This is a genomic window from Amycolatopsis sp. CA-211722 (assembly GCF_056828465.1).
On the sequence record NZ_CP184752.1, the window covers coordinates 7,530,138 to 7,557,123 of the forward strand.

General features: G+C 69.3%; 12 protein-coding genes. 7 read left to right on the forward strand and 5 right to left on the reverse strand.

The annotated features are described in order from the left end of the window. Nucleotides 1-125: 125 nt before the first annotated feature. Genes ACOCEP_RS34775 through ACOCEP_RS34800 form a run of 6 tightly spaced genes read left to right on the forward strand, consistent with a single transcriptional unit; the run spans nucleotide 126 to nucleotide 5,476 of the window. Nucleotides 126-1,130 (forward strand): Gfo/Idh/MocA family protein, encoded by a 1,005-nt coding sequence (locus tag ACOCEP_RS34775; RefSeq protein ID WP_482339873.1) that lies wholly within the window; start codon nucleotides 126-128, stop codon nucleotides 1,128-1,130. Then, on the forward strand, nucleotides 1,120-1,938 hold the full coding sequence (locus ACOCEP_RS34780; protein WP_482333674.1) for a sugar phosphate isomerase/epimerase family protein: 819 nt from the start codon (nucleotides 1,120-1,122) through the stop codon (nucleotides 1,936-1,938). Before ACOCEP_RS34775 ends, ACOCEP_RS34780 begins: the two co-directional genes overlap by 11 nt. Further along, nucleotides 1,935-3,155, forward strand: a complete 1,221-nt coding sequence (locus tag ACOCEP_RS34785; RefSeq protein WP_482333676.1) for a M20/M25/M40 family metallo-hydrolase — start codon at nucleotides 1,935-1,937, stop codon at nucleotides 3,153-3,155. The genes ACOCEP_RS34780 and ACOCEP_RS34785 overlap by 4 nt, the downstream gene beginning before the upstream one ends. Continuing rightward, nucleotides 3,152-4,201 carry an Ldh family oxidoreductase gene (locus ACOCEP_RS34790; protein WP_482333677.1) on the forward strand — a complete coding sequence of 350 codons (1,050 nt, stop codon included), beginning with the start codon at nucleotides 3,152-3,154 and terminating at the stop codon, nucleotides 4,199-4,201. The genes ACOCEP_RS34785 and ACOCEP_RS34790 overlap by 4 nt, the downstream gene beginning before the upstream one ends. Further along, on the forward strand, nucleotides 4,198-5,142 hold the full coding sequence (locus ACOCEP_RS34795) for a Gfo/Idh/MocA family protein (RefSeq protein WP_482333679.1): 945 nt from the start codon (nucleotides 4,198-4,200) through the stop codon (nucleotides 5,140-5,142). Before ACOCEP_RS34790 ends, ACOCEP_RS34795 begins: the two co-directional genes overlap by 4 nt. Then, entirely contained in the window at nucleotides 5,075-5,476 is a 402-nt protein-coding gene (locus ACOCEP_RS34800) for a DUF6917 domain-containing protein (protein WP_482333681.1), read from the forward strand. Before ACOCEP_RS34795 ends, ACOCEP_RS34800 begins: the two co-directional genes overlap by 68 nt. 44 nt (nucleotides 5,477-5,520) lie before the next feature. On the opposite strand, the gene ACOCEP_RS34805 is transcribed toward ACOCEP_RS34800, so the two are convergent. The 5 genes from ACOCEP_RS34805 to ACOCEP_RS34825 all read right to left on the reverse strand — a co-directional run bounded on the left by ACOCEP_RS34805 (nucleotide 5,521) and on the right by ACOCEP_RS34825 (nucleotide 19,982). Further along, nucleotides 5,521-6,057 carry an EF-hand domain-containing protein gene (locus tag ACOCEP_RS34805; RefSeq protein ID WP_191259976.1) on the reverse strand — a complete coding sequence of 179 codons (537 nt, stop codon included), beginning with the start codon at nucleotides 6,055-6,057 and terminating at the stop codon, nucleotides 5,521-5,523. A 77-nt stretch (nucleotides 6,058-6,134) separates the two neighbouring features. Further along, on the reverse strand, nucleotides 6,135-7,382 hold the full coding sequence (locus tag ACOCEP_RS34810; protein ID WP_482333683.1) for a nucleotide sugar dehydrogenase: 1,248 nt from the start codon (nucleotides 7,380-7,382) through the stop codon (nucleotides 6,135-6,137). Between the two features lie 35 nt (nucleotides 7,383-7,417). Then, nucleotides 7,418-7,729, reverse strand: a complete 312-nt coding sequence (locus ACOCEP_RS34815) for a hypothetical protein (protein WP_482333685.1) — start codon at nucleotides 7,727-7,729, stop codon at nucleotides 7,418-7,420. A 769-nt stretch (nucleotides 7,730-8,498) separates the two neighbouring features. Next, on the reverse strand, nucleotides 8,499-8,651 hold the full coding sequence (locus tag ACOCEP_RS34820) for a hypothetical protein (protein ID WP_482333687.1): 153 nt from the start codon (nucleotides 8,649-8,651) through the stop codon (nucleotides 8,499-8,501). A 177-nt stretch (nucleotides 8,652-8,828) separates the two neighbouring features. Further along, a complete protein-coding gene (locus ACOCEP_RS34825; protein WP_482333689.1) occupies nucleotides 8,829-19,982 on the reverse strand; it encodes a WXG100-like domain-containing protein in 11,154 nt (3,717 codons plus the stop codon). Nucleotides 19,983-20,910: 928 nt separating this feature from the next. Between ACOCEP_RS34825 and ACOCEP_RS34830 the strand changes: the two genes are divergently transcribed. Continuing rightward, nucleotides 20,911-26,943 carry a WXG100-like domain-containing protein gene (locus ACOCEP_RS34830; RefSeq protein ID WP_482333691.1) on the forward strand — a complete coding sequence of 2,011 codons (6,033 nt, stop codon included), beginning with the start codon at nucleotides 20,911-20,913 and terminating at the stop codon, nucleotides 26,941-26,943. Nucleotides 26,944-26,986: the final 43 nt, after the last annotated feature.

The following is a 26,986-nucleotide window of genomic DNA, read 5'->3' on the forward strand; positions in this document are numbered from 1 at the left end:
CGGTTTCGCACTTCCTGGTCAACCCACCGGAAAACTATTGACAGAAACACCTCTCACTGTCAGTTTTGCCAGGGATTTTCGAATACGTGACCCGAGGGGCAGACACACCAGTGCGTTCACTCGTCGTGGGACTCGGCCGGGCCGGGGCCGGTCTTCATCTCCCGGTTTTGACAAAACTCAGGACCGGCCACCCGCACCTCTTCGACGACGCACCCGTCGTCGCGTGCGATCCGCGGCGGAATCTTCCCGCCAGGCCCGGCCTCCTCGTCGTGAAGACCTTCGGCGAGGCGAGCAAGGATCTGGATCCCGACGACACGGTCGTGCACGTCTGCACACCGCCATCCGAGCGAAATTCGATCATCGCCGAGGTGGCCGATTCGGGGTTCCGCAAGGTGATCGTGGAGAAGCCGCTCGCCGGTGACATCGACGATCTGGCCCGGATCATCCGCTTGCGCCGCAAGCACAAACTGCATGTCGAGGTCGTCGAACCCTGGCTCGCCAGCACACTCACCTGGCGGCTGGTCGAACTGATCCGCGGTGGCCGGTTCGGCGCGCCGAAGACGATCGACATCGTGCAGAACAAACCACGGTTCCGTCGTTCGCTCACCGTTCCCGGTCACCCGACCGCCTTCGACGTCGAACTGCCGCACGGTGTCGCGCTCGCGCTGCGGCTGGCGGGCAACGCCCGCGTCACCCACGCGAGCGGGTCCGATCTGGAAGTGGAAGGAAACCGCCGGCCGAGAATGGGCGGGGCGACCATCGGGCTCCGGCACAACACCGGCGTGCACACGGAGATCCGTTCGGATCTCACCTCGCCGGTGCGCGAGCGACGGGTCACGGTGGACTTCGAGAACGGCCGCGCGATCGGCCACTTCGCCGTGAGTGGCGACGATCACCATTCGCAGCTGACCGTGCGTTCGAACGGCCAGTCGGAGCATCTCGTGCTGAGGGACGACGCGATGACCGAATGGATGCTCCAGGCGTATCACAAATTCCAGCTGCAAGGTGAACAGACGCTGGGATTCACCTTCGCCACCGAAGTTGTGCAATTGCTCTCGGTGGCGAAGAACATCTGCGCGGAACCGCTCGCGCGCCCCGAACGCGAACCGGTGACACCCCATGCCGAGTGACCCGGTACTGGCGGGGATCACCGACGAGGCGGCGTACGGCATCGACGGGCAGCTCGCGGCGCTCTGCGTATTGGGCTGGCGGGCGATGGAACTCCGCAGCGTCGACAGGGTCCCCGTCGCGGACCTCACGGACGAAAAGTTCGCCGCCGTGTCGGCCACCTTGAACGACAACGGCGTGCACGTGGTCTGCCTGGCCTCCCGGATCGGTTCCTGGGCCCGGCCGGTCAGCACGGACTTCCAGGACGACCTGCGCGAACTCGACGTCCTCGCCATAAGAGCCCGCACGCTGGGCACGACCCGGGTCCGGATCATGTCGTACCCCAACGCCGGCCTCGACGATTCAGGCTGGCGTGCCGAGGTGATCGCGAGGATCACCACCTTGGCCGAACGTGCCGAACGGCACGGGGTGACGCTGCTGCACGAGAACTGTTCCGGCTGGGCGGGCACGAGCGCCGAACGGATGCTCGACCTGCTGGACGAGGTCGCGAGCCCGGCGCTGAAACTGCTGTTCGACACCGGGAACGGCGTCGCCCACGGCTATGACGGCTTCGACCTGCTCACCGACATCGTCCAGCACGTGGATCACGTGCACATCAAGGACGCGGACGAGCGCGGCTTCACCATCCCCGGCGAAGGTGCCGCGCGCGTCGCGGACTGTGTGAAACTCCTCCGGGCCAACGGCTACCGCGGCGCGTGGTCGCTGGAACCGCACCTGTCGATCACCCCGCACGGGCCGGGCGTGCTGAGCGCCGACGCGATCGCCCGGTTCGTCTCCGCGGGGCGGGCGATGGCCGGGCTGATCCGGTGATCGAAGCGGATCGTGACCTGCTCCTGCGGCTGCTCGGGCTGCCGACCGCGGGCCCGCTCGAAACGGCGGACGAGGTCCTGCTCTGGGAGGCGATGCGCCTCTACGCCGACGCGGCGGCGGAGATCGGCCTCGAAACCCGGCACTTCGCCGCTCCAGACCCGTCGGTGCTGGAGCTGCCCGGCGTTCCCCCCGTTCTGCGGGACTTCGGGCCCGAGTTCCTCGCCTGCCAGCCGAGCCTCGTCCTCGGGATCGGCCCGGCCTCCCCCGCGGTGATGTTCAACGTGCATCTCGACACGGTGGCGCCGTTCGAACCGGCGGGGTTCGACGGCAGCAGGTTCACCGGCCGCGGCGCCATCGACGCCAAGGGGCCCGCGGTGGCACTCCTGGCGGGGATCCGCGCCGCCCTGGCGGCGGATCCGGCCGTCGGCCGCGACGCCGGTGTGCTCGTCCAGGCGGTGTCCGGCGAGGAGGGTGGCGCGATGGGCACGTTCGGCACCCGGCCTCTCGTCGACGCCGGATTCCACGGCGAGCTCAACGTCTTCTGCGAACCGACCGGGCTGCGTCACCTGCCGCGATGTTCCGCGTCGATGACCGCGTGCGTGCGGGTGGACGGCGACGACGCGATCGACGACGAGCCGCACCGGGGACACAACGCGACCGTGCTGCTGGGATTCCTCGCCCAGCACCTCGCCGCGGAACTGGCACCGCACGGCCGGATCTGCGTGGCCGGACTGCACACCGGGCACCTGCACAACCGGGTGTACGGACGGGGCGAACTCCTGCTGAACCTCCCTCACGAGAACGAGGACTCGGCGACCGGGCTGGCCACCGCGCTGGAACACGGGCTGCGTGATGGTCTGGCCGGGTTCAGCGCACGCTTCCGGGATTCCCCGCCGTTCCGCCGGACCGCGGCCGACGCCGCCGCGATCACCGGCCTGCACTGGCGCAAGCGCGGCCTGCCCGCGCTGCCGCCACAGGACATTCCCCTGCTCGACGAACTCGTTCCGCGCTGGCCGGACGACGAGCCCGGTTTCACCTGCGACGCCCTCTGGCTGGCCGGGGTGCCCGGCGTCCGGACGACCGTGCTCGGCCCCGGCTCGCTCGGCGCGAACAACGCCCACTCGAGTGGCGAGTACGCCGACGCCGAAGACCTCGACCGCTTCAGTCACCTCGTGCGCGACATCATCGTGCGCTTCAGCCGAACCGGAGGAAAGTGACCGTGCTGGTGCCCTACGAGTCCCTGCTGTCCCTGGTAACCGGGATCTTCCGGGATCGAGGGCTTCCCACGGAGCGGGCGGCGATCGCCGCCAGGGCGCTGTGTCACGGCGATCTGACCGGCGTGACCTCGCACGGCACGGTCAACCTGACCCGGTTGTACCTTCCGCTGCTCGACCGGGGCCGGATCGACCCGGAGGCGGACATGCACGTCCGGACCGATCTCGGTGCGTGCGTCCTGGCCGACGCCCGCCGGGCGCTCGGATTGTGGTCGGCTTCCCAGGCGATGGAACTGGCGTGCGACAGGGCGTCCCGGTACGGGATCGGCATGGTCTCCCTGCACGGGGCGACGCATATCGGCTGCGCCGGGCACCACGCGGCGCGCGCCGTCGCCCACGGGATGATCGGCATGATCGCCTCGAACTGCGGCGGGCAGCGGATCGCGCCGCCCCCAGGCGGCACCACCCCCATGCTCGGCACGAATCCCCTCGCGCTGGCCTGCCCCGCCGGCGACGCCCACCCGTTCCTGCTGGACATGAGCACCACCGTCGTCCCCACCGGCCGGGTCCGCGCCGCCGCCCGGGCGGGCCGGGCGATCCCGCCAGGCTGGCTCGCCGCCGAGGACGGGTCGCCGGTGACCGACGCGACGGCGTTCGATCGCGGCGAGGCGCGGCTTCTCTGGCTGGGCGGGGAGCCGGAAACGGGCGCCTACAAGGGTTTCGGGCTGGGTCTGCTGGTCGAGATCCTCGCCGCCCTGGTGCCCGGTGCCGCGCTGGGAGCCGTGTCCTCCGACGGCGACAGCGACGACGACATCGGCGTCATGGCGCTGGCGATCGCGCCGGAGCTCCTGCGCACCGGCTTCTCCGAAGACGCGACCGCCCTCTTCGACGCGGTACGCGGCTGGCCAGCCCGGGATCCCGGCGCGCCGGTGGCCTATCCCGGCTGGCACGAGGGCGAACGCGCGGCGCGATTCCGGGAGCACGGGGTACCTGTCCCCGCCGCGATCTTCGAGGAACTGCGCGCGGCGTCGGCGAGGGTGGCCGGATGATCCGCGTCGGTGTCGTGGGCCTCGGTGTCATCTCCCGGTTCTACCTCGCGGCGGTGGACCGGTCCCCGGACTTCACCTTGGCCGCCGTCTGCGATCTCGATCCGGCCGCGCTGCGTGACGTACCGGTTCCGGGGTACCGCGACCATCGTTCGATGCTCGCCGCCGGAGGACTCGACGCGGTGATCGTGACCGCGCCCAACGACGTCCACGCCGCCGTGTGCCGGGACGTGCTGGACGCGGGCCTGCCGGTCTGTGTGGAGAAACCGCTCGCCACCGCGCTCGCGGACGGCGAGGACCTGGCGGACAGGGCTGCCGCCCGGAACGTCGCCCTGTTCACGGCGTTCCACCGGCGGTACAACAGGAACGTCCTCGCTTTGCGCGAGGAACTCGTGGACGCCGCCCCCATCGAATCGGTGAAGGTCCGCTACCTGGAGCGGATCGAAGACCACGTCGGCGACGATCGCTGGTACCTCGACGCGGAGCGGTGCGGCGGCGGCTGCGTCGCGGACAACGGCCCGAACGCGCTCGATCTGGTCCGGTTGTTCCTCGGCCCGGTGGCGCTGCGCCACGTCCGGATCACCCGCGACGCCGACGGCGTCGACCGGCAGGCGACCCTCGAACTCGACGGCGCCGTCGTGGAACTCGACTGGTCGTTTCCCGGAGAGGCCAAGGACATCGAGGTGCGGCTGACGGACGGCACCCGCTTGCACGCCGACATGCTGAGCGGTTTCCCGGAGTTCAAGGAGTCGCTGTGGCACGAGTACGCCGGGTTGCTGCGTGATTTCGCCGGGGCCATCCGGCGGAAGGGAGTCTGGCGCGACAGCGGCCTCGCCGGGCTGTCCATAGTGGACGAATGCTACCGAAGGGAACGTGATGCGGGAGAACGGACCGAAGCGCCAGGTCACCGGCACGCTGGTGAAGGTGCTGGTACATCGCCGTGACGACCGGGGAATGAGCCTGGAGCCGTTCGCGAGCCGATGCGTCCGCGCCGGTGAGATCCACGAACTCGTCACCACGATCCACGACGACACCGCACCCGGAGCGGTGATCGACCACGTCGGATTCCTCGGCTTCGCCGAAATCGACCGCGCCGGAGTGATCGACCGCGGCGACGAAGTCCGGATCGGTTCCGAACTCGTCGGCACGGTACTCGGCTTCGACGCCTGCCATTTCCCCAACCACTACAACATCCTCATCCACAGCACGCGGACCATAACCGGCGAGGAAGCCGCTCTCCGGCCGGAACAGGAAGTGCGCTTCAGCGGCCGGTGGTGAGTGGCCCCGGGGCAGGCCACTCACCACCGTGTTTCAGTCCGCCGCTACTTGCCCAGCAGCGGAACGTCGCTCTTGCCGAGGTGGTAGTCGCGAACCGCGTGCACGAGCTCGTCGACCGTCAGCTTTCCGTTGCCGTTCACGTCGATGGCCCGGAACGCGGGAGCCACCGCCGAGGGCTCGACACCGATGGCGTCCAGCCACTTGGCGAACTCCCGCTGGTTGATCTCCCCGTCGCCGTCGGTGTCGCAGAGGCCGACGATCGCCGCGATGGTGGGCCGGGCCACCCGGTCGAAGCCCGAGTCACCCTCCTGGAAGATCTGCGCCTCGATGACCTCGGTGAACTGCTTCTCGCTCAGCGCGCCGTTCGGGCCGGCACCCGCCTTGCTCGCCAGGTACTCGTACATCGCCACGAAGGAATCCTTGACCGCGCGCGCCTGCGGTGAAGCCGGATCTTCACCGAACGCGTTGATGATCCGGCCTGCCTCGGCCTCGAAGTCGGACTTCTCGATCTTGCCGTTCCCGTTGACGTCCCACTTTTCGAAACGCTTCTTGAGCCTGTCGTTCTTGACGGCGGTGGTCATGCGTAAACACTCCGTTCAGGGGAAATTTTCGTCGGCATTGCGCTACCTGTTCACCGGCGTCGTCACCGGCGGGTCGATCAGAGGCGGACGACCTCCTCTCCGGGAACCTGTCCCGTCGTGTCGAACAACAGCCGGGCTGTCGAGGCCAGCCGGCTGAGCTGGTAGGCGCGGTGCGGCACCAGGAGAACGGTCACGTCCGCGGTCCGCAGCGCCGTTTCGAGATCGCTCACGGGCGGCCCCAGTTCGGGCACCGCGAGCGCCACCGGGTCGTGGTAGGAAACGTCGGCTCCGAGGGCACGTAGCCGGACCGCGACCCGGATGGCGGAGGACTCCCGCGTATCCGGCACGTCGGGTTTGTACGCGACACCGAGCAGGAGCACCTTCGCTTCCGGCAGGGGCTTCGCGATCTCGGCGAGCAGCCGGGTCACCCGTTCGACCACGTGCCCCGGCATACCGTCGTCCACCGAGCGGGCCGCGCGCACTATGCCGAGCTCCGCGCCTTCCCGTTCGGCCTTGTCCAGCAGGTATTTGGGGTCGACCGGGATGCAGTGCCCACCGACTCCGGGACCGGGACTGAACGGCATGAAGCCGAACGGCTTGGTCGCGGCGCAGTGCAGCACATCCCAGACGTCGACGCCGAGCCGGTCGCAGAAGATCGCGATCTCGTTGACCAGGGCGATGTTCACGTACCGATAGGTGTTCTCCAGAAGTTTGGCCATCTCGGCCTCCCTGGTACCGCGAGCCACCACTACCGTGTCGACGAACCGCCCGTAGAACTCCGAGCACCGCCGAGCACACGAAGGAGTGTGGCCGCTGACCACCTTCGGGGTGTTGCGAACACCGAACCGGGTGTTTCCGGGATCGACTCGTTCGGGCGAATAGGCGAGGGCGAAGTCGACTCCGGCGGTCAGACCGTGCTTTTCCAGGATCGGCCGCACGATTTCGTCCGTGGTACCGGGGAAACTCGTCGACTCGAGCACGACCAGGGTGCCGGGCCGCAACTGTTCGGCGACCGTCTCCGCGGCGGCACGCACCGCGGCGAGGTCTGGCCGTCCGTCGGACTTCAGACCGGTCGGCACGCACAGGACGATCGTTTCCGCCGTGCCGAGCACGACGGGATCCGTCGTCACCGTGAACCCCTTCGCCTTCATCGCCTGTAGCCGGTTCGCGGAGACATCGGGCACATGGGATCGCCCGGCCGCGACCTCGGCCGCGACGAAGGGCGAGATGTCGTAACCGAGGACCGACAAATCCGTCGTAACCGCCGCCTCCGCCAACGGCAGCCCGACATAACCGATACCCACGACGACAAGGTCGACAGACACTTGAGCCTTTCTCGATTCCGTGGTCACCCGGCCGCTCAGCGGCTGATCGAGAACGAGCCGCTCATCGGCGGGACGTGCGAGCCATAGCCCGGCTCGATCCCCACACCGGGGGTCAGACACAGCGGATCCCCGTGGACGACCACGCCGGAAGAAGTCTGATTGACCAGAACGTGCGCCGCGACCGGCAGAATCGTGCAGCCTTCGGGGTTCTTGTAGCTGTCCACGCGCTGGAATTCGGTCGAGAAGACGACGACCTCGCCCGCCACGGCCTGGGCAGGCGGACTGGGCACGATCAGCAGCGCGCTCGCCGACGCCGCGCCGAGTATCGCGGTGACAAAACGATTCATCGAAGGCCTCCCACCCATTGATCTTGAATTCTCTCCGCACGCTAACAGTCACTCGGAGTGAGATCGCCCGGGGAGGTCACTTTCACGCGCACAGGTTGCGGTGCCCTTGACCAAGATCATCCGGATGGCCGCTACAGGCATCCTCCGGGTGCTTTCCGGGATCCCGCCATTCACGAGAACGGGTGCTTCGCAGGGCCATCCGCGCTCGCGCCGGGGACGAATCGTGAACAGACCGCGCGGGCGTCCGATCGTCCAATCTTGGCCGCCCTATTTTACCTTTTCCTCCGATATGCATTGACAGCAAGAGTGTGCTCCGGGCGTGGTCGCACACAGGCTTCAAGAAGGAAAATCCGGTTCAATGTCCACAAAGGACTTATAGCGCCCGCTGACCGCGTGGCGTGGCAGATCAGGCCTGCGCGTGTACATGAAGGCCCCCGTCCTCGCGCCAGGGTCGCGGCAAAGTCGCCTCTCCGATGGTCAAGTAGGTTGTGAAAGCCACTTTCGCAACGTTGAAGGTTGCGAAAGTGGCTTTCGCGACACGACCCACCGACTTCCCCTGGTTGCCCCGGCCGCCGGACCGGCGCGTTCCCGGCACCACCCACACGCAGATCGGCCCAGGTGGTCGCGAGTGGCGATTCGGGTTAGAAACCCTCCTTGCCACTCACGACACCCGCTGACGCGACAGTGAAGGCCCCCTTCCTTGCGTCAGGCGCAAGGAAGGGGTCCTTCATGTACTCGGCAAGGTCGCGAGCAACGCGCCCCTGAGACCTCAGTTGCAGGTCAGCAGGCTCGGGCCGCTTTCGATGCTGATCATCTCCGGCACCGGCGCCATCGACGCGAAATCCTCGTGCCCGGCCCGATCCCGCGGCTTGTCGTAATAGAGAGTGCCCTCAGGGCAGAACTCAAGATAGCGAGGGTCCACGAGTTCCTTCCCCGGTCCGATAGTGCCGCTTATAAGATCGACCGGCCGCGTCCGGGTCACACTCGTCCATCCAGGTGCAAGATCATCACCAGCGGTGATCAACTCGCCGGTAGGCCACCCAAGGGCGGTGATCCTTTGTGACCTCGGCCGCAACCGTCGACTCCCGTCCTTGCCGGCTCAGCCCACTTCCGCGCCGCGATAGGTACGGACCTGCCGCGCCGCGGCGGAATAGACGGCGAACTGACCACCGCTCTCGAGGACCAAGGGGTTCTCCCGGTTTTCGTGGACGGGGAGCACGATCGCGTTCGTGGCCGCGAAACCTGTCCAGTCCGCGCCCAGGCTCGGCCGTAACAAGTCCAGCAGGCGTATGGCGATGCTGCCCCCGACCCCGCTTCCCACGTCGCAGAACATGAGTGCCAAGCCGTTGCGCCGACGAGGAGGGACATCGGCGAGCAGCCCTCGCGACATGATCAAATCGTGCATGAACCGAGGATCAGCCGCGAAGGTGTCTCCACCAGGAGGCGACAACGCCGCCTGGAAACCCGTCGCGTTCCCGCCGCCTGCCAAGTAGAACGGCCGGACCCCGAGCCGAGCCCACGGGGTCTCCCGCTCGACGACCAGCCGGCTGCCGTCGGCGGCGATTCCGTCGGAGTCGTATCCGTCGTCCTCCTGGTAACGAGTGGACCATTCGTAGTAGGTGCGCTCGGTGTCCTCGGTGAGCAGGGATGCCCATGTCGCCTGGTCGAGGTGGCTGGCAGAAGGCAGCGAAGCCATGACGAGTTCCCCGTTCCGAGCCGTGTGGTAATCGACGCGGACTTCTTCCGGCAGCGGGGGTGGCGCGCTGAAGAGAGTGAACGTCCGTTCCGGCGGAACCTCGAAGCCACCGTCCGGGCGCAGTGTGGTGTGGGACGGCGCGAGGTAGATGTCGCGCATCATTCCGGCCCGGCGTAGCGCGGCTTGCAACGCCAGCACCTGCTCCGCGATCCGCGCGGGCGCGCCGGACAATCCGGTGACGACCAGCGGCGCCGCGGCGTACTCGCCGGCCGCGCGGCGGAACTCCGCGTCGGCGGCCAAGCTTTCGCCGAATTGCGCACCGGCCAGCCATCCGGACCGGCCACCCCGCGTGTTGAGGAAGCCGGACCCGTCACCGAAAACCAGGAGGTGCACCGGATTCCACGTCAGGTGCTGCCACGGCACGGGCTGGGGCACGGTGCTGCCCGGCGTCCAGATCCGCCGGAGATCTTCGTGCTCGACCGCGCTCGCCCAGGCACGGGCTTCGGCGCCGTCGTTGAAAGCCCCGGCAGAGACACCGGTGAGTTCGCCGTCGCCCCGGTCGAGGCCGACCGTGGACAGCTGCCTGATGACCTGATCCGCGGTGATCGCGGCGATCGCGGGCAGACGTGCCGGTGTGCCCGCGGACTGGGCGGGACCGGCCCCGTCCCGAGGTGGTTCGAGGCCCATCAAGGCGGCCAACGTCGGCTGTGACGTCTCGCCTCCCGTCACGAGCCGCGTCGTCGGTGCCCGTCCCGACATCCGCGCCCACGGCGCCGCCGTGCCCGGCAGTCCGTCCGGCATCACCACCGCTTCCCGCCGGTCGACGGACCACTCCAGCCGCCCGTCCGGACGCCGCCGGACGAAGGCCGCGCCGTCCGGCAAGGGAACGGGGAACGAGCGCGCGGCGCGGCTCGACTCGATCGCCCGGCCGCGCAGCGCCTCGGTCAAGTCCACTTCGGACGTATCACGAGCGCGGCCGTCCGGGCCGAATTCGATCCATCCCCGGTCGGCCACGGCGACCCCGTCCTCGACCCGGACTTCGCCGCGGGTGGCCAGAACGGTCATGCCGAGGTGCGTCGCGAGCGGGCCGCCGAGCACGAGGGCACCACGCGGCACGACCAAGGCGAGCTTCGTGGCCGTCGCGCCCCTGAGGAGCCCCGGCACGGACTCGGCCAGCGCGCGGGCCAGCGCGTCGATCGGGAGTTCGGTCCCGTTCCACGTGCGCAGCGCCGGACCGTCACCGTTGAGGGTCCCGAGCAAGAGGTGTGCGCCGGGCTGCGCGTCGAGGGAGTAGAGCCGCTTCACGGCCAGTGCCCGGGCTTCCGGAACCAGCGTGACAGCCTCCCGCCGAAGCAGAGAAGACCTCCCCTGCGCCAGTGCCGGACTCGGCCCCTCGCTCCGGCTTGCACTCTCGGCGTAGACGAAGGCGGCGAGGTGACTCAGATCCCGGGAGACGGAGAGCAGCTCCAACAGGTCCATCAGCTCGCTGATCAAGGCGGCCTCGCCGAGGTCCGGGTCGACAGGATCGTCGACGAGCCGGGGCTCACGCATGCGATGATCGAGCGGCCCGTCGAGAAGGCCGTCCTTGGCCGCTTCGACCAGCGCGACCGAAAGCGCCGTCTGCGCGGCGAGCACGGCGGGATCGGAGCTGCCGGGCCAAAATCCCAGGCGGATCCATTCGGTACCGGTGCCGGGGTCGACCTCGAAACCGACCGCGTTCACCCCGTCGTCCGGCAGCGCGGCCGGGTCCTGCGTCGTGCCGCGTTCGGGAAAAACGACCGGCCGTGTCTCGACCGGCGACCGACGGGAACCGCCGAAGTGAAAGAGCTGAGCTTCGAAACCCTTCACCAAGCGCAGGAGCCGCCGGCGTTCGGCGGATGTGAGGAACTCCCCGGGATCGACCCGGATCACGGTTCCGAGCGCCCTGTTGCCGGCCCCGGCTTCCCTGCCCAGCGAGTCCAGCTGCGCGAAAACGGACGAGGTCTGCTGCATCGGCAAGCGGACGAACCGCGGGCCGCCGGCGTCCATCGCCTGTCTCTCTCGTCCATCCGTCGCGGCACCATTTCGATCCGCGGGGAGGGCCAGTGCCACCTCGACCCGGCCGTCCGGGGGTTCGAGCGTGGTGACGTCCAGGCCGTCGATCAGCCGCCCGGAGCCGTCGTCCGGGGTCCGGAGCAGCCGCAGCTCGGCCTGAGCCTCCACCGTCTCGGCGAGCCGGGAAACCCGTAGCCGGGCCCGCAGATCCGCGGTTGTCGCGATCCTGCCGAGCGCGAAGGACGAAGCGAAAGCCCCCGCCGGGGCGCCATCCAGTGAGCGCAGGTCCACGACGAGAAGGCGGAAGGCGTTCGCAGCGTCTCTATGGTGTTCGGTGTCCAGGACGTCCAGGTGGTGTTCAACCACGTGGAGCTCCTCGAAGTAGCTGCGTAGCAGCGCCTTCTTGTCCGACGGGAACCTGCCGCGGGCGGCGGCGAGGGCATCGTCGAACGTGCGTTCCCGCGTATCCCAGGCGGCCTCGGCGTCCCCCGGCCAGAACTGGACCCAGGACCGGCTCGAGGTGATCCCCGCGGCGGACCGGTGGACCACTTCGCCGGCCGTGGCCAGCACCGGCACCCCCACTCCGTCGGCCAGGCTCTGCGCCTGCTCCGGCCGCAGCCAGGACACCGCGACGCCGAGACGACCGCGGACGATCCCGTCCGCGAGCGTCCCCGCCGTCTGCCCGAGCAGGCCCGCCAAGTCCCGCTCGGCCAGCCGAGCCACGAACTCCTCGAACGGCAGGCGGCCGTCGGCCAGGAGCAGTGAGTCACCCTTCGGCGCCCTCTCGGCGAGCACGAGGTGCGTGTCCCGCGGCGTCGAGAGCGCTTCGAGCAGTTCGAGCGTCCGGCCGAGCTCGGAGCCGGGGCCGGGGAACACCCGGACGTTGCCCCGTCCCACCGAGCCGTCCGACGCGTTCCGGACAAGGTCCTGCCCATCTTCGACCTTCGCGAAGAGACGGAGCAGCGGCTCTTGGTCCTCCGGCGACAGGCGGAGTATTTCGAGCAGGTCGAGGAAACGCGCGGTCCTGGATACCGTCGCGGGAGCGGCACCGGCGACGTACTCCCCGCGCTCGTCGCGCAGGAGGCGCTCGGCTGCCGGCCGCGCGTCCCAGGCGGCGTCGTAGAGGCTGGCGAAGAGATTCGTCAGGGCCGCGATGGCCGCCGGATCCCGGACCGGGAAGGGCAACCGGAAGGTCACCGACGGGGCGCCGGCGAAAGAGAGTCCTTCGAAAGCGATGAGGTCCCGCGGGCTGGCGTTGTAACCACCGATTTCCGCGGTGCCCGCCGTCGTGGGATACGGGTTCGGCAGGACGGCGCTCCGGTTCGCCGCCAGGCCCGGCCCCGCCGCGGCGGCCACGAGTTCGAAGATGACCCCCTCGAAGATCTTGCCGAGCCGCGCCAGGTCGTAGACCGCGCGATCGAACTCCGGTCTCATTGCCTGTTCCACGACGACTTCGTTCCCGAGGTGGATCGCGTCCACCGCGAGCGGCCCGGACATCATGTCCGCGAACGCCGTCCAGTCGTGGTCGCCGAACCAGCCGGAAGGCGAGCGGAAGGCCGATCCACCTCCGCCGGTCGCCCAGTCGCTGACCAGTACCGCCGGAATGTCGGGGTGAAGAGTGCGGCCCGAGACGGCGAACCCGCTGTACCCGGCAGCGACCTCGGCGAGAAGCTCGTCCGGCGGCGGCCACCGCCGCGACGAGGTCTCCGCGTACCTCGTGATCTCCTCGTGCGCCCAGCTCCGCCAGCCGGACCGCAGTTCGTCGACCACCCGGCCCCACTGCCGCAGGTCGGAGCGAAGGACGGCGGTACGGTCGCCATCGGCGGACGCCGTCTGCCACGACTCGAGCCATCCGCCGATTTCGGCGACGACCCCGTGAACGTCCCCGTCGCGGTCGACCAGGTGCCCCTCGCTGTCCCAGGTGTATCCGGGTGGTGTGACTCGCCGTAGCAGGCCCCGATCCGGCGGCAGGAGAAGCACGAGATCCTCCGCCTCCTCCGCGATGGCGCGTGCCTGCCGCACGACTTCGTCGGCATCCTGGGCCGCGCGCTCAGCGGCCACCGCGACAGGCACGACTGTTTCGGCCTCCTGGACGTATCCCGTCCTGGGCAGCCAGGAAAGCAAGTACGGCGGCTCATCGGCGAAGTGCCGCACCCAGGACCTGCCGGACCATGTCCTGATGTCCACCGGACGGCCGAGCTCCACGCTCAGTGCCTGCGCGAACCTCGGCAGTCCGTCCGCGCCCAAACCGGACACTCGAAGGACCGGGCGCCGGTCGAAACCGGACGCGCGGAGCTGGGCGGCCACCGCGGCGACCTCCGAATCGGCCCGGAGGTACACCTGCACCCGGTCTGTCTCCGCGTGCACCAGGGCCGGTTCCGGAACGGCGTCCGGATCGAGGCTCACCACCGCGTCCGGCGGCCGCTCCCCCGCGACGATCGTCCCGTCGGCCCGCACGTGCAGGCGCACCTCCAGCGCATACGGCACCACCCGCACGCCCGCCGCGTCCGGCCGCGCGTCCACGTACCGCTGCACCGACTCCACCACCGGATGCGTCAGATCGCACGCCACCAGCAGCAGCTGCGACATGCGCGACCACGGCACCATCGACGCCGGCAGCGCGTCCAGCGCCGCCGCCACCTCCGACCGGCCCGATGGCACCTCCAGCGCACCGGCACGATGCCGTCCCACCAGCACGAACGTCCCCGGCTCGGTGTCCATTCGCGCCACCGCAGCGGCCACCGCGCCAACCGCTTCCCGCGGCACGAACGCCGCGCCACCCGCCAGCGCCCCACGGGCAGGCAACGGAGTCACCACCACATCGCCGCGTGAAACCGGCGCTTCGCGGAATGGCAGTGAGACAGCGTGGAGTGGCCTGCCTTGGGAACCGGCAAGCAACGCCGCGGTCAGTACCGTCTCGCCGGTCTCGCGCGATCGTCCGTCCGGACCGAACTCGAGCCAGCCCCGGTCGGTCACGGCGGCCCCGTTCTCGACCCGGACGTCGCCGCGGGTGGCGAAAACCGGCGTCCCGAGCAGCTCGGCCAGCGGACCGGCGATTCCTCTGGCTCCGCCCGGCACGACCAGGCCGAGCGGCGGCACCCGATCGCCTGCCGACGCAGGCACTGACCAGCTCAGGGCGTCGGCCAGGTGCTCGGCGGTCAGCTCGTCCCCGTTCCAGGCCGACAAGCTCCCGCGGGCGGAACCGGGAGTGCCGATCACCAGATGCGCGCCAGGCTGGGCATCCAGCGAGTACACCCGTTCCAAGACCTGTCCGACGGATTCGCCCACGCCGGGGAAGATCGCGACATTTTCGCGGCGGACCAGCCGGGACAAGCCGTGCGGATCGGTCCGGTCCCCACCGGCCCAGTCCACGCTGTGCGCGTAGGTGACGACGATGAGTCCCTCGATCCTCTGGGAGACCTCGATCAGGTCGAACAGGTCCGCCAGGCCATCCAGCGGGGAACCCGCACCGTCCGGATCGTTGACCAGACGGGGTTCTCGCATCAGGCCGTCCAGCACCCGGTCGATCAGCGGATCCTTCGCGGCCTCGATCAACGCCCTCGACAGCGCCGTTTGCGAGACGAGCACCGCCGGGTCGAAGCTGCTGCGCCAGAACCCCAGCCGGACGAGTTCGGTCCCCGCGGCGTGGTCGATCTCGAAGCCGACGGCGTCGGCTCCGTCGTCGGCGAGCGCGGCCGGACCCTGTCCCAGGCCGCGTTCGGGCAGCACCACTGGCCGGACTTCGTGCAAGGACAGCTCGGCCCCGCCGAACCGGTAGAGGGTCGCCTCGAACGCCTTCACCAGCCGCAGCAGCCGTCCTCGTTCGGTCCGCGTCAGCAGGCGCCCGGCGTCCACCCGGATCTGGGCACCGAGACCGCCGGCCGGCCACGCTCCGTCATCGGCCGACCGTGCCAACTGATCCAGCTGTGTGAAGACCTCCTCCGTCGGCTGGAGCGGTGAACGCAGGAACCGGGTGCCCTCCGGTCCGCGCTCATGCGTCCAGGCTCCGCCCGCCACGTCGAGGACGTCGCCTCGGCCGGCCTGGCCGACGGCGTCATCGTGACCGTGGAATGCCAACCGCAGCTGCACGTTGCCCGCCGGCGGCTCGACCGTGCTGGCCCGGAAACTCGGTATGAGGCGCGTGCCCCCGGCCGGAACCCCATGCCCTCGTTCGTACTCGAAGAGCTCGGACAGCGCTGCGTCCCGGAGCGTCCGCAGCTGGGTTCGCAGGTCCGCCGCCGCCGCCACGCTGTCGAGCGCGAACCGCGCGGGAACCTCTCCGGCGGGCACGGCGGAAAGCGCGTCCGCGCGATCGCGCAGGGCGCCTTGTCTCGTGAGCAGTGCGTCAAGATCCTCACCGGCCAGCGCAGCCAGATGCCGATCGGCCGACGCGAGGTTCGCGTGGAAGTCCTCCAGCAGGGCCGGGACGTCCGAGGGGAAGCGGCCGCGTGCCAAGGCCACCGCGTCGCCCAAATCCGTGGCGCGGGCGGTCCAGACCGCGGTGGGATCGCCCGGCCAGAACTGGGTCCAGTGCAGGTCCGATCGGATCCGGCCATCGGAACCGTGGACGACCTGGCCCGCGGTGGCCAGCAACGGCGTGCCCAGCACATCGGCGAGACTCTGGGCCTGCTCGGCCGGGAAACGGGACACCGCGAGAGCGAGCCGCCCCCGGACGATTCCGGCCGCGAGCGCTTCCGGAGTCTGCCCGAGCCGGTCCGCCGGCTCCCGGCCTGCCAAGATCCTCCGGAACTCTTCGAACGGCAACCGTCCGCCGTCGGGCCTGAGCAAGCCACCGGATGCCCGCTCGGCCACGACCAGCTGGACGCCCGGCGGGACCCGCACTGTTTCGAGCGACCGCAGGACCCCGCCGAAGTCCGCGCCGGGGCCGGGGAACACCCGGACGCTGCCTCGTCCGATAGACGGATCGGCGCCTTCCCATCGGGCGGTGTGTCCTTCCGGGACGTTCGCGAACAGGCGGAGCAGCCGCGCCTCGGCCGCCGGATCCGCTTGGAGGATCTCCAGCAGATCGTGGAACTGTGCGCTGCTCGACGTCCTTGCCGGATCGGCGGCCACCTGGTAGGCCGAGTCCTCGTCGAGAACGCGGCGTTCGAGTACCACGCTCGGCTGGGACGCACTGTCCAGCAGGCCCAGGTACAAGTCCGAGAGCGCCACCAACGCGCCCGGGTCACGGACGAGGTAGGGCAGCCGGAAAGAGACCGAATCCTCGTGGAGCGAGAAGAAGTTTCCGAACTCGATGTGATCGCGCGGACCGCCGTTGTACCCGCCGCTCTCGGTGACACCCGGTGCCGAGGGGTAAGGATTCGGTACGGCCTCCGTCCGGAGCATCGGCGGGGTACGTCCGGCCGCGGCGACCGCGAGATCGAAGATCGGTCTCTCGAAGATCTTGCCCAGCCGCGCCAAGCGGTACGCGACGTCCACCAAGAACTCGGCGTTTCCCGGCCCTGCGGGTCCGAGGTCCACGTGCAGAGCGTCGACGCCGGGCGACCCGGCGATCGTGGCGGCGAACGCTCCCCACCCGTGCTGCTGGAACCAGGCCGGTGGTGACCGGAAGGCCGACCTGTCCGGGCTCGATCGCCATCCCTGCGGCAGCGCGATCGTCCGGTCGTCACCGGGGATCCGCGCCCGCGCCGAAACGGCGAACCCGACGTAACCGTGCCCGGACCAAGCGTGGTGGTCGCCCGTCGAGCCGATCGGCAGCGGACCGATCTCGCCCGCGTAACGCCGGATCTCCTGGCGCTCCCAGTCCCGCCGTTCCTCCCGCAGTTCGTCGATCGCCCTGCCCCATTGCCTCAGCCGCGTGAGAAAGTCGGCATTGCGGCCGGGGTCTACCGGAGCCTGCCGCCAGACATCCACCCGGTGCTCAGCCACATCGGCGAATTTATCCAGCTCAAAGGTGTCACCGCCGGGACCGATCAGGTCACGATCGGCATCCCAGAGGTAGCCGTCCGGCGCGACCGTTTGCAGTACGGCGTTAGCCATCGGCATTCGCCGGATGACGTCCAAGGTCTCCTGGGTGAGCAGCCGTGCCTCGGCCACCAGTTGATCGGCTTCGACCGAGGCGCGCTCGAAGTCCGCCTCCGCGGCCTCCGCGGCTTCCGCGGCCTCCGCGTTCCGCCGGGCCGTCGCCTCGGCCTCGGCCGACCACGGCCGGGAATGCACCACCGGCTCCCGGCCGTCGGGAAAGTGCCGGACCCAGGACCGGCCGGCGGTGGGCCGCCGGTCGACCGGACGTCCGAGCTCGGCACTGAGCTCCTGCGCGAACCCCGGCAACGACCGGAAATCCGGTCCCTCCAGCCGGAGGACCGGGCGTTGATCGACCCCCTCCACACGGAGCTGCCGGGCCACCGCCGAGACGTCCGCCCCGGTGGCCACCCGCACCAGCACCCGGTCCGTCTCCGCGCGCACCACAGCCGGTTCCGTGGAGGTGTCCGGATCGAGGCTCACCACCGCGTCCGCCGGACGCTCGCCCGGCACGATCGTCCCGTTGGCACGCACATGCAGGCGCACGTCCAGCGCATACGGCACCACCCGCACATCCCGCGCGTCCGGCCGCGCGTCCACTTGCCGCTGCACCGACTCCACCACCGGATGGGTCACATCGCACGCCACCAGCAGCAATCGCGACATCCGCGACCACGGCACCAGCGTCGCCGGCAGCTCCGCCACCGCACCGGAACCTGTCCCCACCGGCACTTCGAGCCTGCCGTCACTGTGGCGGCCCACGACCACGAACGTCCCCGGCTCGACGTCCATGCGCGCCACCGCGGCGGCCACCGGCCCCGCGGCCTCACGCGGCACGAACGCCACGGCGCCCATCAGGTTGCCGTCGCCCGCCAGCGGGACCGTCACCACCGCCTTTCCGGACTCCGCCGCCTTCCCGGGGTGGCTGTCCGAAGCCGGTTCCGGGGTGGTCGCCTCGATCCGGGCTTCGGCCGTGGCGGAAGGCGTCGGCCTCGACTCCACGGCTCCGGCGGTCCGGTCGCCGGCCGCGGGGCGAGCCGCCTCGGAGGACGCCGGGGTGGTCCGCTCGGACAGGGCGGACACTGTCGGGACCTCACCGCCGGTGCTCGGAGCGGCCGCGGACTGTCCGGCTGACGACGTGACCGGAGGGCGGGTGCCGCCGCCCGCGATTGCCGTGCTCCGAGCGGACGCCTCACCACCGGGCCGGGTTTCGGTACCCGGTCGCACGGTCTCCGCGGCCGGCGCGGCGACGATGCGGACCGAACCGTCCTGAATGGACGGTGCGGCGGCCGAAATCGGAACCGCCGCGACGGCGGGTTCGCCGGTGAAGAGCATGCCCAGCCCGCGCGAGCCCTCCCCGGCCGCGGCGGCCGGGCCACCGTCCGCGATCGTCGCGGGCGAATAGGCCGGTGGCGCGAACGCCGAGTACGGCGGCGGTGCGGCTTCCGGCTCGTCGACGATCACCGAGAGCTTTTCTTTGCTCTGCGCGGCAAGGAACTTCGCGATGTCGGTGCCGACGGACGTCTCGGTCCCGACGTCGGCGGGTTTCTCATCTGCATTGGGGATCCTGAACTCCGGTGCCTTCGACAGCTCGAATCCAGGCGCCGAGTCATCCAGCGACGCGGCATCCCCTCCTCGGCGACCCCCGCCGAACCCGCTGAGCGCCCCCAGCACCCCCAGCCACGGGCTGGTCCCCGGGGCGCCGGTCGCGATGTTGATCAACGGCGCGGTCGCCAACGCTGCCAGCACCTGTGCCGATCCATAAGAGAAATGCCCGGACGCGCGCAGCACTCCCGGCAAGCCCTTCGGCACGGTCTGCGCCGTGCCCCGCAGCCAGATCGCGCCCGCGTGCACGATCCCCGCGAACGCGCCCCCCATCGCCCCGCCCACGAACGACCCCAGCAGCGAGTGTCCGTCCAGGTCCGCACGAAGTCCTGCCGCCTGCTGGACCCCCTGGATCGTCAGATCGAGCCCGCCGAACAGACCGCCGCCGATCGCCGCGAACTTCGCCGCCTGCTTACCGACTTCGGCCAGCCCGATTCCCGCTCCTCGCATCGTCAGGGAACCGAGCCGGGTCACCAGCGCACGCCACAAGGCCGCCAGCGCGGCTCGGGCTCCCGCCAGCACCACGCTCACGAACAACGCCCCGAACACCGACACCAGCAGTTCGATCACGGAGGCCAGCGCCATGAGTGCGATGGCCACCATCATGACCTTGGACTTGACCACGTTGGCCGCGCTGTTCTTCGCCATCCGCTCCAGCTCGGCGGCAGACGTCCGCAGCTGGTCCGCGCCGGAGGCGGCATCTCCCTTCAGCCAGGACGAAAAGAACTCGCCCACCTCGGAGGCGAGTGCCTCGGCCACGCCCGCCCCGCCTGCCGCCACCGCCTGCTCGAACTGGTCCAGCGCCGTCGCGAACTGCTTCCAGGCATCACTGATCGCGTACAGGCCCCTGTCGTTGCTTTCCGGCCAAGGCATCCCCAGCGTCACCTGGAAGAACTTCTGCAATTCCGGAGGCAGGTTCACCGCTCCGTCGCTCACCCGCTCTCACCTTCCTCCGGCAGCGAACATGTCCTCACCTGAGCATTTCCCTGAAATCGGGTGACGCTCGCCGGAAGACCGCCGCGCTCGCCATCGGTGGGAGGAACCCCCACCAGGCCCGGTGCCCGGACCGTCTGAAAGGGCAGCGGGAATCGCCGAACACACCTGCCGGGTGTTCTTCCGTCACCGTACGGAGGCATCGCGGCCCGGCGACTGTCTCCCAGGGGTAAAGGTGTCGGGTGGCCAGTGCGTAAACCCTCGCGAAGGCGCACGCTCAGAAGCGTTGCGAAAGCCACTTTCGCAACGTTCGAGGTCAGGGTCTCGGCAAGTCGTCCACCTGCCGGCCGAGTGGGCGGTGAAGAGGCTCGTCCCCGTGGCGCGGCACCCTCTCGACTGTCCATAGAGGACACCGTCAGGATGACTTCGCCCGATTCGGGCGTTTGAGGAGGGGGTCGTGAGTGGCAATGAGGATCCTCTTGAGGGGTAAGACAAAGGTGTCCGGTGGCCGCCGAGGGCGCGGGGTGTCGCTCAGGGTGAGGGGTGTGTGGAAACGGGGACGTTCAACGTCCCTGTTTCCACACACCCCTTCGCGATTGGTCCGGTCACGCGGGACTGTGTGGATTTCTGGTCATCCAACGCTCCAAAATCCACACAGTGGGGTGCCCAGGTCCGGCGTCACGCAGAGCCACTGACCCGCACACGAATACGCCACCTTTGCCTTACCACTCAGTAACTCTCATTGCCACTCACGACCCCGCCGGTGGTCCCGGACCGCGAGGGTGCTCACGGTCGGCCCGTGAGGTAATTCCCTCCGATCAGACCGCCTGACTGACACATGGCCGGTCTCAGGAGCCCGACGAAAGCAGAATATTGCCGTCCGTGTCGGAAAGTGTCCGCTGGGTGATCAACCGGGTACGGGGAGGGGTCCGTGGTGGGCGGGGGTGGGGTGGCCGTTCCGCCGGAGTTGCGGCGCTTCCTGGAATTCACGCTGGGGTTGTCGTGGCCGGAGAGCGACGATCAGGGTTTGGTCGCGTTGTGGAAGGCGTGGGACGCCTTCGAGACAGCCGCCGACGTGCTGGAGGCGGCCGCCCGGGCCTCGGGGGCCGGGGTGTCGCGGGAATTGAGAGGCGAGACAGGAGAGTTCTTCGCCCGTTTTCTCCGGGTGACGATCGCCGATGGCGTGGCGGGGCTGGGCGACGCGGCCGGGCAGCTGGCGAAGATGTCGCAGAACGCGGCGGCGGATGTCTACAAGACCAAGGTGATGTTCGTGGTGTTCGCCGCGTTCACCCTCGCCGCGGTCCTGCATCTGCTGGCCACGGTGGTCGGGGCGTTGTTCACCGGGGTGGTGATCGCGGCCGCCCGGGTGGCGCTGTCCGCCATCTGGCGCGCCCTGGTCGCCCGGCTGAGTCAGTTGTCGATGCGAGGCGGGTTGTCGCAGGCGACGAGGACGGCCTTGCTCACGTTCACGAAGAATCTGACGGTCAAGACCGGCGGGTTCGCCGTGTTCGGGGCGGCGTTGATGGGCGGCACCGATTTCGGGGTCCAGGCCAGGCAGATCGCCGATGGTGACCGTGAGGGCTGGGACACCCGGTCCTTGACCTCGTCGCTGGCCGGGGGCGCGCTGGGCGGCGCGTTCGCGGGGATCTTCCACGCAGCCGCCGGTGGTGTCCGCCGGACCGCGTTCTCCCTGCGCGACCGGCTGGAAGCCGAACCCGGGCACCTCGACGCCCTGCTGCCGCGTGCCTCAGGCAGCGGCGTCACCGCCCGCGAGGTGACCACCGCGATCACCGGACCGCTGGCCGCGGTCGGCGACCTCGCCTACGCCCTGGGACAGTTCGCCACCGCCGTCGTCGCCGCCGTCCCGATCAACTACCTGCTTCACGACCCTCACGGCAATCCCTTCCTCGGCGCTCTCGGAGCCTTCTCCCGCTACGGCGGCGGCCGTACCACGACCACCGCCCTCGCCGGCCTCAGTCTCGACACCTTTCACCCACCCACGCCGCCCGATTTCACCATCCTCCACAACGAAAAGACCGCCTGGGACGCGGTGGGAGCACCGGCCTACGCCATCAGCTCGCACACTTTCGGCACGCTTTACCGCACACCGGCTCCCCCGCCTTCCACCACCGTGACCGGCGCGATCGATCCCGCCGCGCCTGAAGCACGCGAAACCGCGCCGCCGATACCCGTGTCCGCGACGTCCACCGCCGGTCCGGACACGCCCGCCGCGGTGATGACCGCTCAGCCCGAGGCAGCCCCGCTCACGCACGCCGGCACGGTCGAAACCGCGGTTCCCGTGGCCCGGCCATCAGCCTTCCTCGGTGGGTCCGACTCACCACAGGTTTCCCCCGCCATCGGCAGGCTCGAGGACTCCGCACCTGCCGGCATCGGCCCGGCGGGGCCGCTACGCACCATCCCGCTCCCCGACAACGGCGGTGTCGCCTTCCTTCATGACACCTACACCGCCAACGTCCTCAACGCCTTCCCGCGCGCCGAACCCGGTGTCTACCGAGTCATCGTCGAGAGCGGTGGCGACGGCACCTTTCTTCTCCCCGGCCACCGGGATCACGCCACCCCGCGGCCACATCAGCAGCTCGCCACCACCCTCGCCGGCCTTCCCCCGCAGCTGGCCACCTGGAACCGCGACACCACCATCAAGCTCTGGTCATGCGACCTCACTCAGGCTCACCACGGCCATCTCGCACCCGCGATCCGCACTGCCCTCGGCACCCCCCTCACCATCGCCCACCTCGATCGGCCCGTCACCATCACCCCCAGCGGCGCCGTCAACACCCCCGAGCCCCACCCCCCGGAAACCCTCCACCTCGGTCCCAAACGCAAGGCCACCGTGACCGACCCCGCGGGCGAACGAGCCGGCACGGACCCGAGGACCCGGGAAGCACGCGAGGCCGCCGGGGAGATTCTTCGCCTGCATGGGAACATCGGCGACGACGTGCTGGCCTCGCATCTGCTCTCCGCGGGTTTCACGGACCTCAGGCACTCCGATGCCGTGAAAGCGATCGTCCAGGCGCAATCGACGCTGAAAAAGACCGGGGAGCTTTGGAGCCCCCGATTCGTGGGTGCGTCCCACCCCGGGAAGTTCGACCTCGACGCGCCGGACGAGCTGACCGTCTGGCTGTGGTGGCAGGCGGTCGCGCGCCCCGAATTGTCCGTCACCGAGCTGGCGCGGGCGGCGCAGGCGGCGGGATTCACGGTCACCGACCCCGCCGATTTCACCTTGTTCGCCATGTCCGCGGTCAAGGCCGCCGAGGACGACGGTCGCCGTGACCCGGAGTTGCAAATCGACAGCGCGGAGGACGGCCCGGCGATCGCGGCACGGCTCGATCGGATCCTCGGCGATGCCACCCATACCCCGGAACAACGGGCCGACCCGGCCTATCTGACCGCGGCGTTGACGCGGCGCCACGTGAGTGGACAGCAGCACAGGATCCGCGCGCTGGTGGCCGCACGCTTGCGTGCCCGGACGACGGCACCGCCCTCGCCCACTGTCCGGCCGGATCCGCTTCCGCGACCGGCCCGGACCTTCCTCGGCCGATCGCTGGACATCGGTACGACTTCGGACCGGGCCTTGATCGAGAAGCTGATCTACGTCGCGGCCTGGTCGGACAAGACCGCCACTCCGGAGGAACTGGCTGGACGGTTGATCACCGACGAGTTCGTGAACGGCCCCCTGGCAGATCTGCGGGAACTCGTCTCAGGCGTGATGGCCACCGCGAACCGCAACGGTGACCGGCTCGCGCCGCTCTCCGTCACCGACCACGCGCACGCGACCGAGGTGATGGACCGGGCCCTGGGAATCGCCCTCGGCACGCCACGTCTCCGTGATCCGGGACAGCTGGCCGAACTGATCAACCACCTGCGCATGCGGCGCATCGGCGGACCGAACCAAGCCGTGAAGGAACTCGCCGTCCTCACCCAGCAGACCGTCGCGGGTCTGCCACCGGACGCGGTGGTCGTCGACGGGGTGTCCGTGGCTCCGCTCGACTTCCCCGCGGCGAAACTCGATCCCTCTGACTCCCGCGACCAATCGGCCATCGACGAACTGGCGCGGGCGGTCGTCATCGAACACGGCCGGCTCAGCAGGCCCACCTTGTTCGCCCGGCTTCGACAAGACATCGCCGACAAGCCCGGTCTTTCCGCGGTGGTCGGCCGCGCCGTCGATCAAGTCGAATCCGAGGGCCGGTCATGGCACCCCGCCTACGGCGGCCGGGAAGCACTCGACGACGGGGACTACCAGGTCTCCGGCTCGACAGAGCCGACAGAACTGACGGCCCTGCTGTGGATACTGGTGATCGACCACCCTCGAGAGTCCCGGCGGGAGATCGCGCGACAGGCCGAACAGGCCGGCTTCAGAGGCCACGAGCAGGTACTTCTGGACATCGATCGGTTGATCGACCTCGCCGTGCGCGAACAGCGGCGCCATCCGATCCTGGAAATCACGGAACCGGCCCATCGCCCCGCCATCGACGAGCTGATCGCCGCGCTGCTCACCGATGCACAGCGCGGTGGATCGACACCTCCCACCGGGTCGATCCTCAAGCTCCTGCGCGCACACAACGTCGTCGGCCGTTACACCCCCCTGTCGGACGCGGTGAATGCCGTCCGGGCCCGGCTCGACTCGACGGAGACGACCGGTGCGGCCGAACCGCCTGTTCTGCGAGAGAGCGGGACGTTCGCGGGCCGGGTGCTGGACGCCGACGTACTCACGGACCAGCCTGCGATCGCGAAACTGGCTTACGCCGCGGCGTGGGCGGACAAAAGCGCGGACACCAGGCGACTGGTCGCCCGAGTCGAGAGGGAAGGTGTCACCGGATCACCCGAGACACTCACCCGGCTGGTGGCCGATTCGATGGCCGAAGCCACCCGGAACGGCGACCGTCTCGAAACCCTGTCCGCCGCGGACAGCGAAGCGCTCGACGCCATCCATGCCCGCACCCTCGACATCCTGCGTTCCGAACCGCACCTTCGCACCCCTACGCGGTTGAACGAAGTGATCGCCCACATGCGTATCCGGCGTATCACCGGACCTCAGCGCCGGCTGGAGGAAGTCGCCGGTACCGCGCTGCGGACACCACAGGAATTCACGTCACTCGATGAGGCGCCGTTCGCCCGTCTCCGCCGGCCGCCCGAGCCCGATCACAACTGGGGCAGAGATCCCGTAGGCCTTTCCTCCCTGGCGAAAGAAGTTCTCACTGAACACGGCAGGATCGACCGGGAACAGCTGGTTCGCTATCTGAGCTTCAAGGGCGTGACCACGGACGCTTGGGCGCATCCGGCGCTCACCGCCGAAGTGACTCTGGCCAAGGCCGACGGTTCGCTCTGGCAACCCACCTACCAAGGGATCGCGGGATCGACCGACCCGGAACACCGCACCGCCGTGCTGTGGCAGCTGGTGGTCGATCATCCGAACGCGACGGCGATCGAAATCGTGCGCCTGGCGTTCCACGCTGGGCTCGGCGGCCGGTTGGGCCTCGTCACCGAAGCCAAGCGGGTCATCGCCGCCGCGGAGCGGCATGGACGGCGCCATCCGATCCTCAACATCGCCGACCGGATGAAGGACAGCTCGGTTCACGAATTGATCGACGCTGTCCTCATCGCCGAAACCCGGCTCGATCCCGGTGCCGTCGTTCTGCGCCTGTACGACCTCAACCTTCGAGGTACGAGGAATTTCTTTCGTGTGGCGGTCGCCGATCGGCAGCGTGCACTGGCGAATGTCCCACCCGAGGAAGGCGACATCGCGGCCGCGCGAAAACGCTTGACGCTCACGCCCGATCCGACGTTCATGGACGAGAAGCTCGACGCCGGTGATCCCACCGATCGTGTGATGATCGAAAAACTCGCCTACGCCGCGGCCTGGGCGCACAAAACCGAAAGCGCCGACAAGATCCTCGTCCGGCTGGCGGCCAACGGTGTCACCGGGTCACACGACGTGCTGGCCGGGCTCGTCGCGCGCGTCATCGAAAGCGCCGATCGCCACGGCGACCGGCTCGTCCCGCTGACCGCCGCGTTGTCCACGCACCACCACGCCATCCGGGAACGTACCGCCGACATCCTGGCGAAATTCCCCCAGCTGCGGCATTCCGCGACGCCGTACCCGGTGAACAAGCTCGCGGCGCAGATGCGGCGTCATCACATCACCGGTCCGCAGACCACGCTGCGGGGGATCGCCGAAGCCGCCCTCGACACCGATCCCGCGTCACTGTCCAGGCCCCTCGTCCTGCGTTCGGGGAGCCCCGGCTCCCTCCCGGCCGCGCTCGATGCCACCGCCGAGGCCGATCTCGAGGCGATCTACCGGCGCACCAGCGACCTCGTGCTCCAGCTGACGAGAACGCTGGCCACGTCCGGAAAGCTGTACGAGGACTCCCGGTCGTTGCACAACCCCGACAATCCCCACCGATTCTTCGCACTGATGAGACACATGACCGAGAACGGCATCTTCGGCCCCGAGGAGGCCCTGCTCAAGCATGCCGAGACCGTTCTCCAAGTCCGCACAGACCGCCCGGTACCCGGAAAGTATTCGATCCCGTTCCCCGTCGCCGGCGAATCAGTGAGGCTCGTTCCACTGAACAACGGTGTCGCTTTCGTGTCCGACGCCGACGCCCCCGCCGTGCTCAGTGCCTTGGCACGGCCGGCAGCCGAGGTCCTGCGTCTCGTCGCCCCTCGCGAGGACGCCGCCTTCCTCGTCCCCGGCTCTGACGGCACCCTCGCACTGGCCGACGCTCAGCGGCTTCTCGACATCACCGCCGCATTCGCCCTCACACTGACCAACTGGGACAGCTTCACCAAACTCGAAATCTGGACTTCCGCCACCACTCCGCTGCGCGAGGAACTCGCCGAGCTCGTGAAGAACCATCCCGATCTCGGGCACCTCACCCTCACGATCCGAGGGCCGGCGCTCGGTAGGCCGTCCATGTTCGCGCCTGCTCCAGGGCCTCGGTGAAGACGGGACAGCGAAAGTCGTTAATTGGCACGCGGTAGCTGAT

Excerpts from the sequence above, each read along its gene's own strand:
- ACOCEP_RS34780 (WP_482333674.1), top strand. The coding sequence starts at position 1,120 with ATGCCGAGTGACCCGGTACTGGCGGGGATCACCGACGAGGCGGCGTAC.
- ACOCEP_RS34795 (WP_482333679.1), top strand. The coding sequence starts at position 4,198 with ATGATCCGCGTCGGTGTCGTGGGCCTCGGTGTCATCTCCCGGTTCTAC.
- ACOCEP_RS34800 (WP_482333681.1), top strand. The coding sequence starts at position 5,075 with ATGCGGGAGAACGGACCGAAGCGCCAGGTCACCGGCACGCTGGTGAAG.
- ACOCEP_RS34805 (WP_191259976.1), bottom strand. The coding sequence starts at position 6,057 with ATGACCACCGCCGTCAAGAACGACAGGCTCAAGAAGCGTTTCGAAAAG.
- ACOCEP_RS34815 (WP_482333685.1), bottom strand. The coding sequence starts at position 7,729 with ATGAATCGTTTTGTCACCGCGATACTCGGCGCGGCGTCGGCGAGCGCG.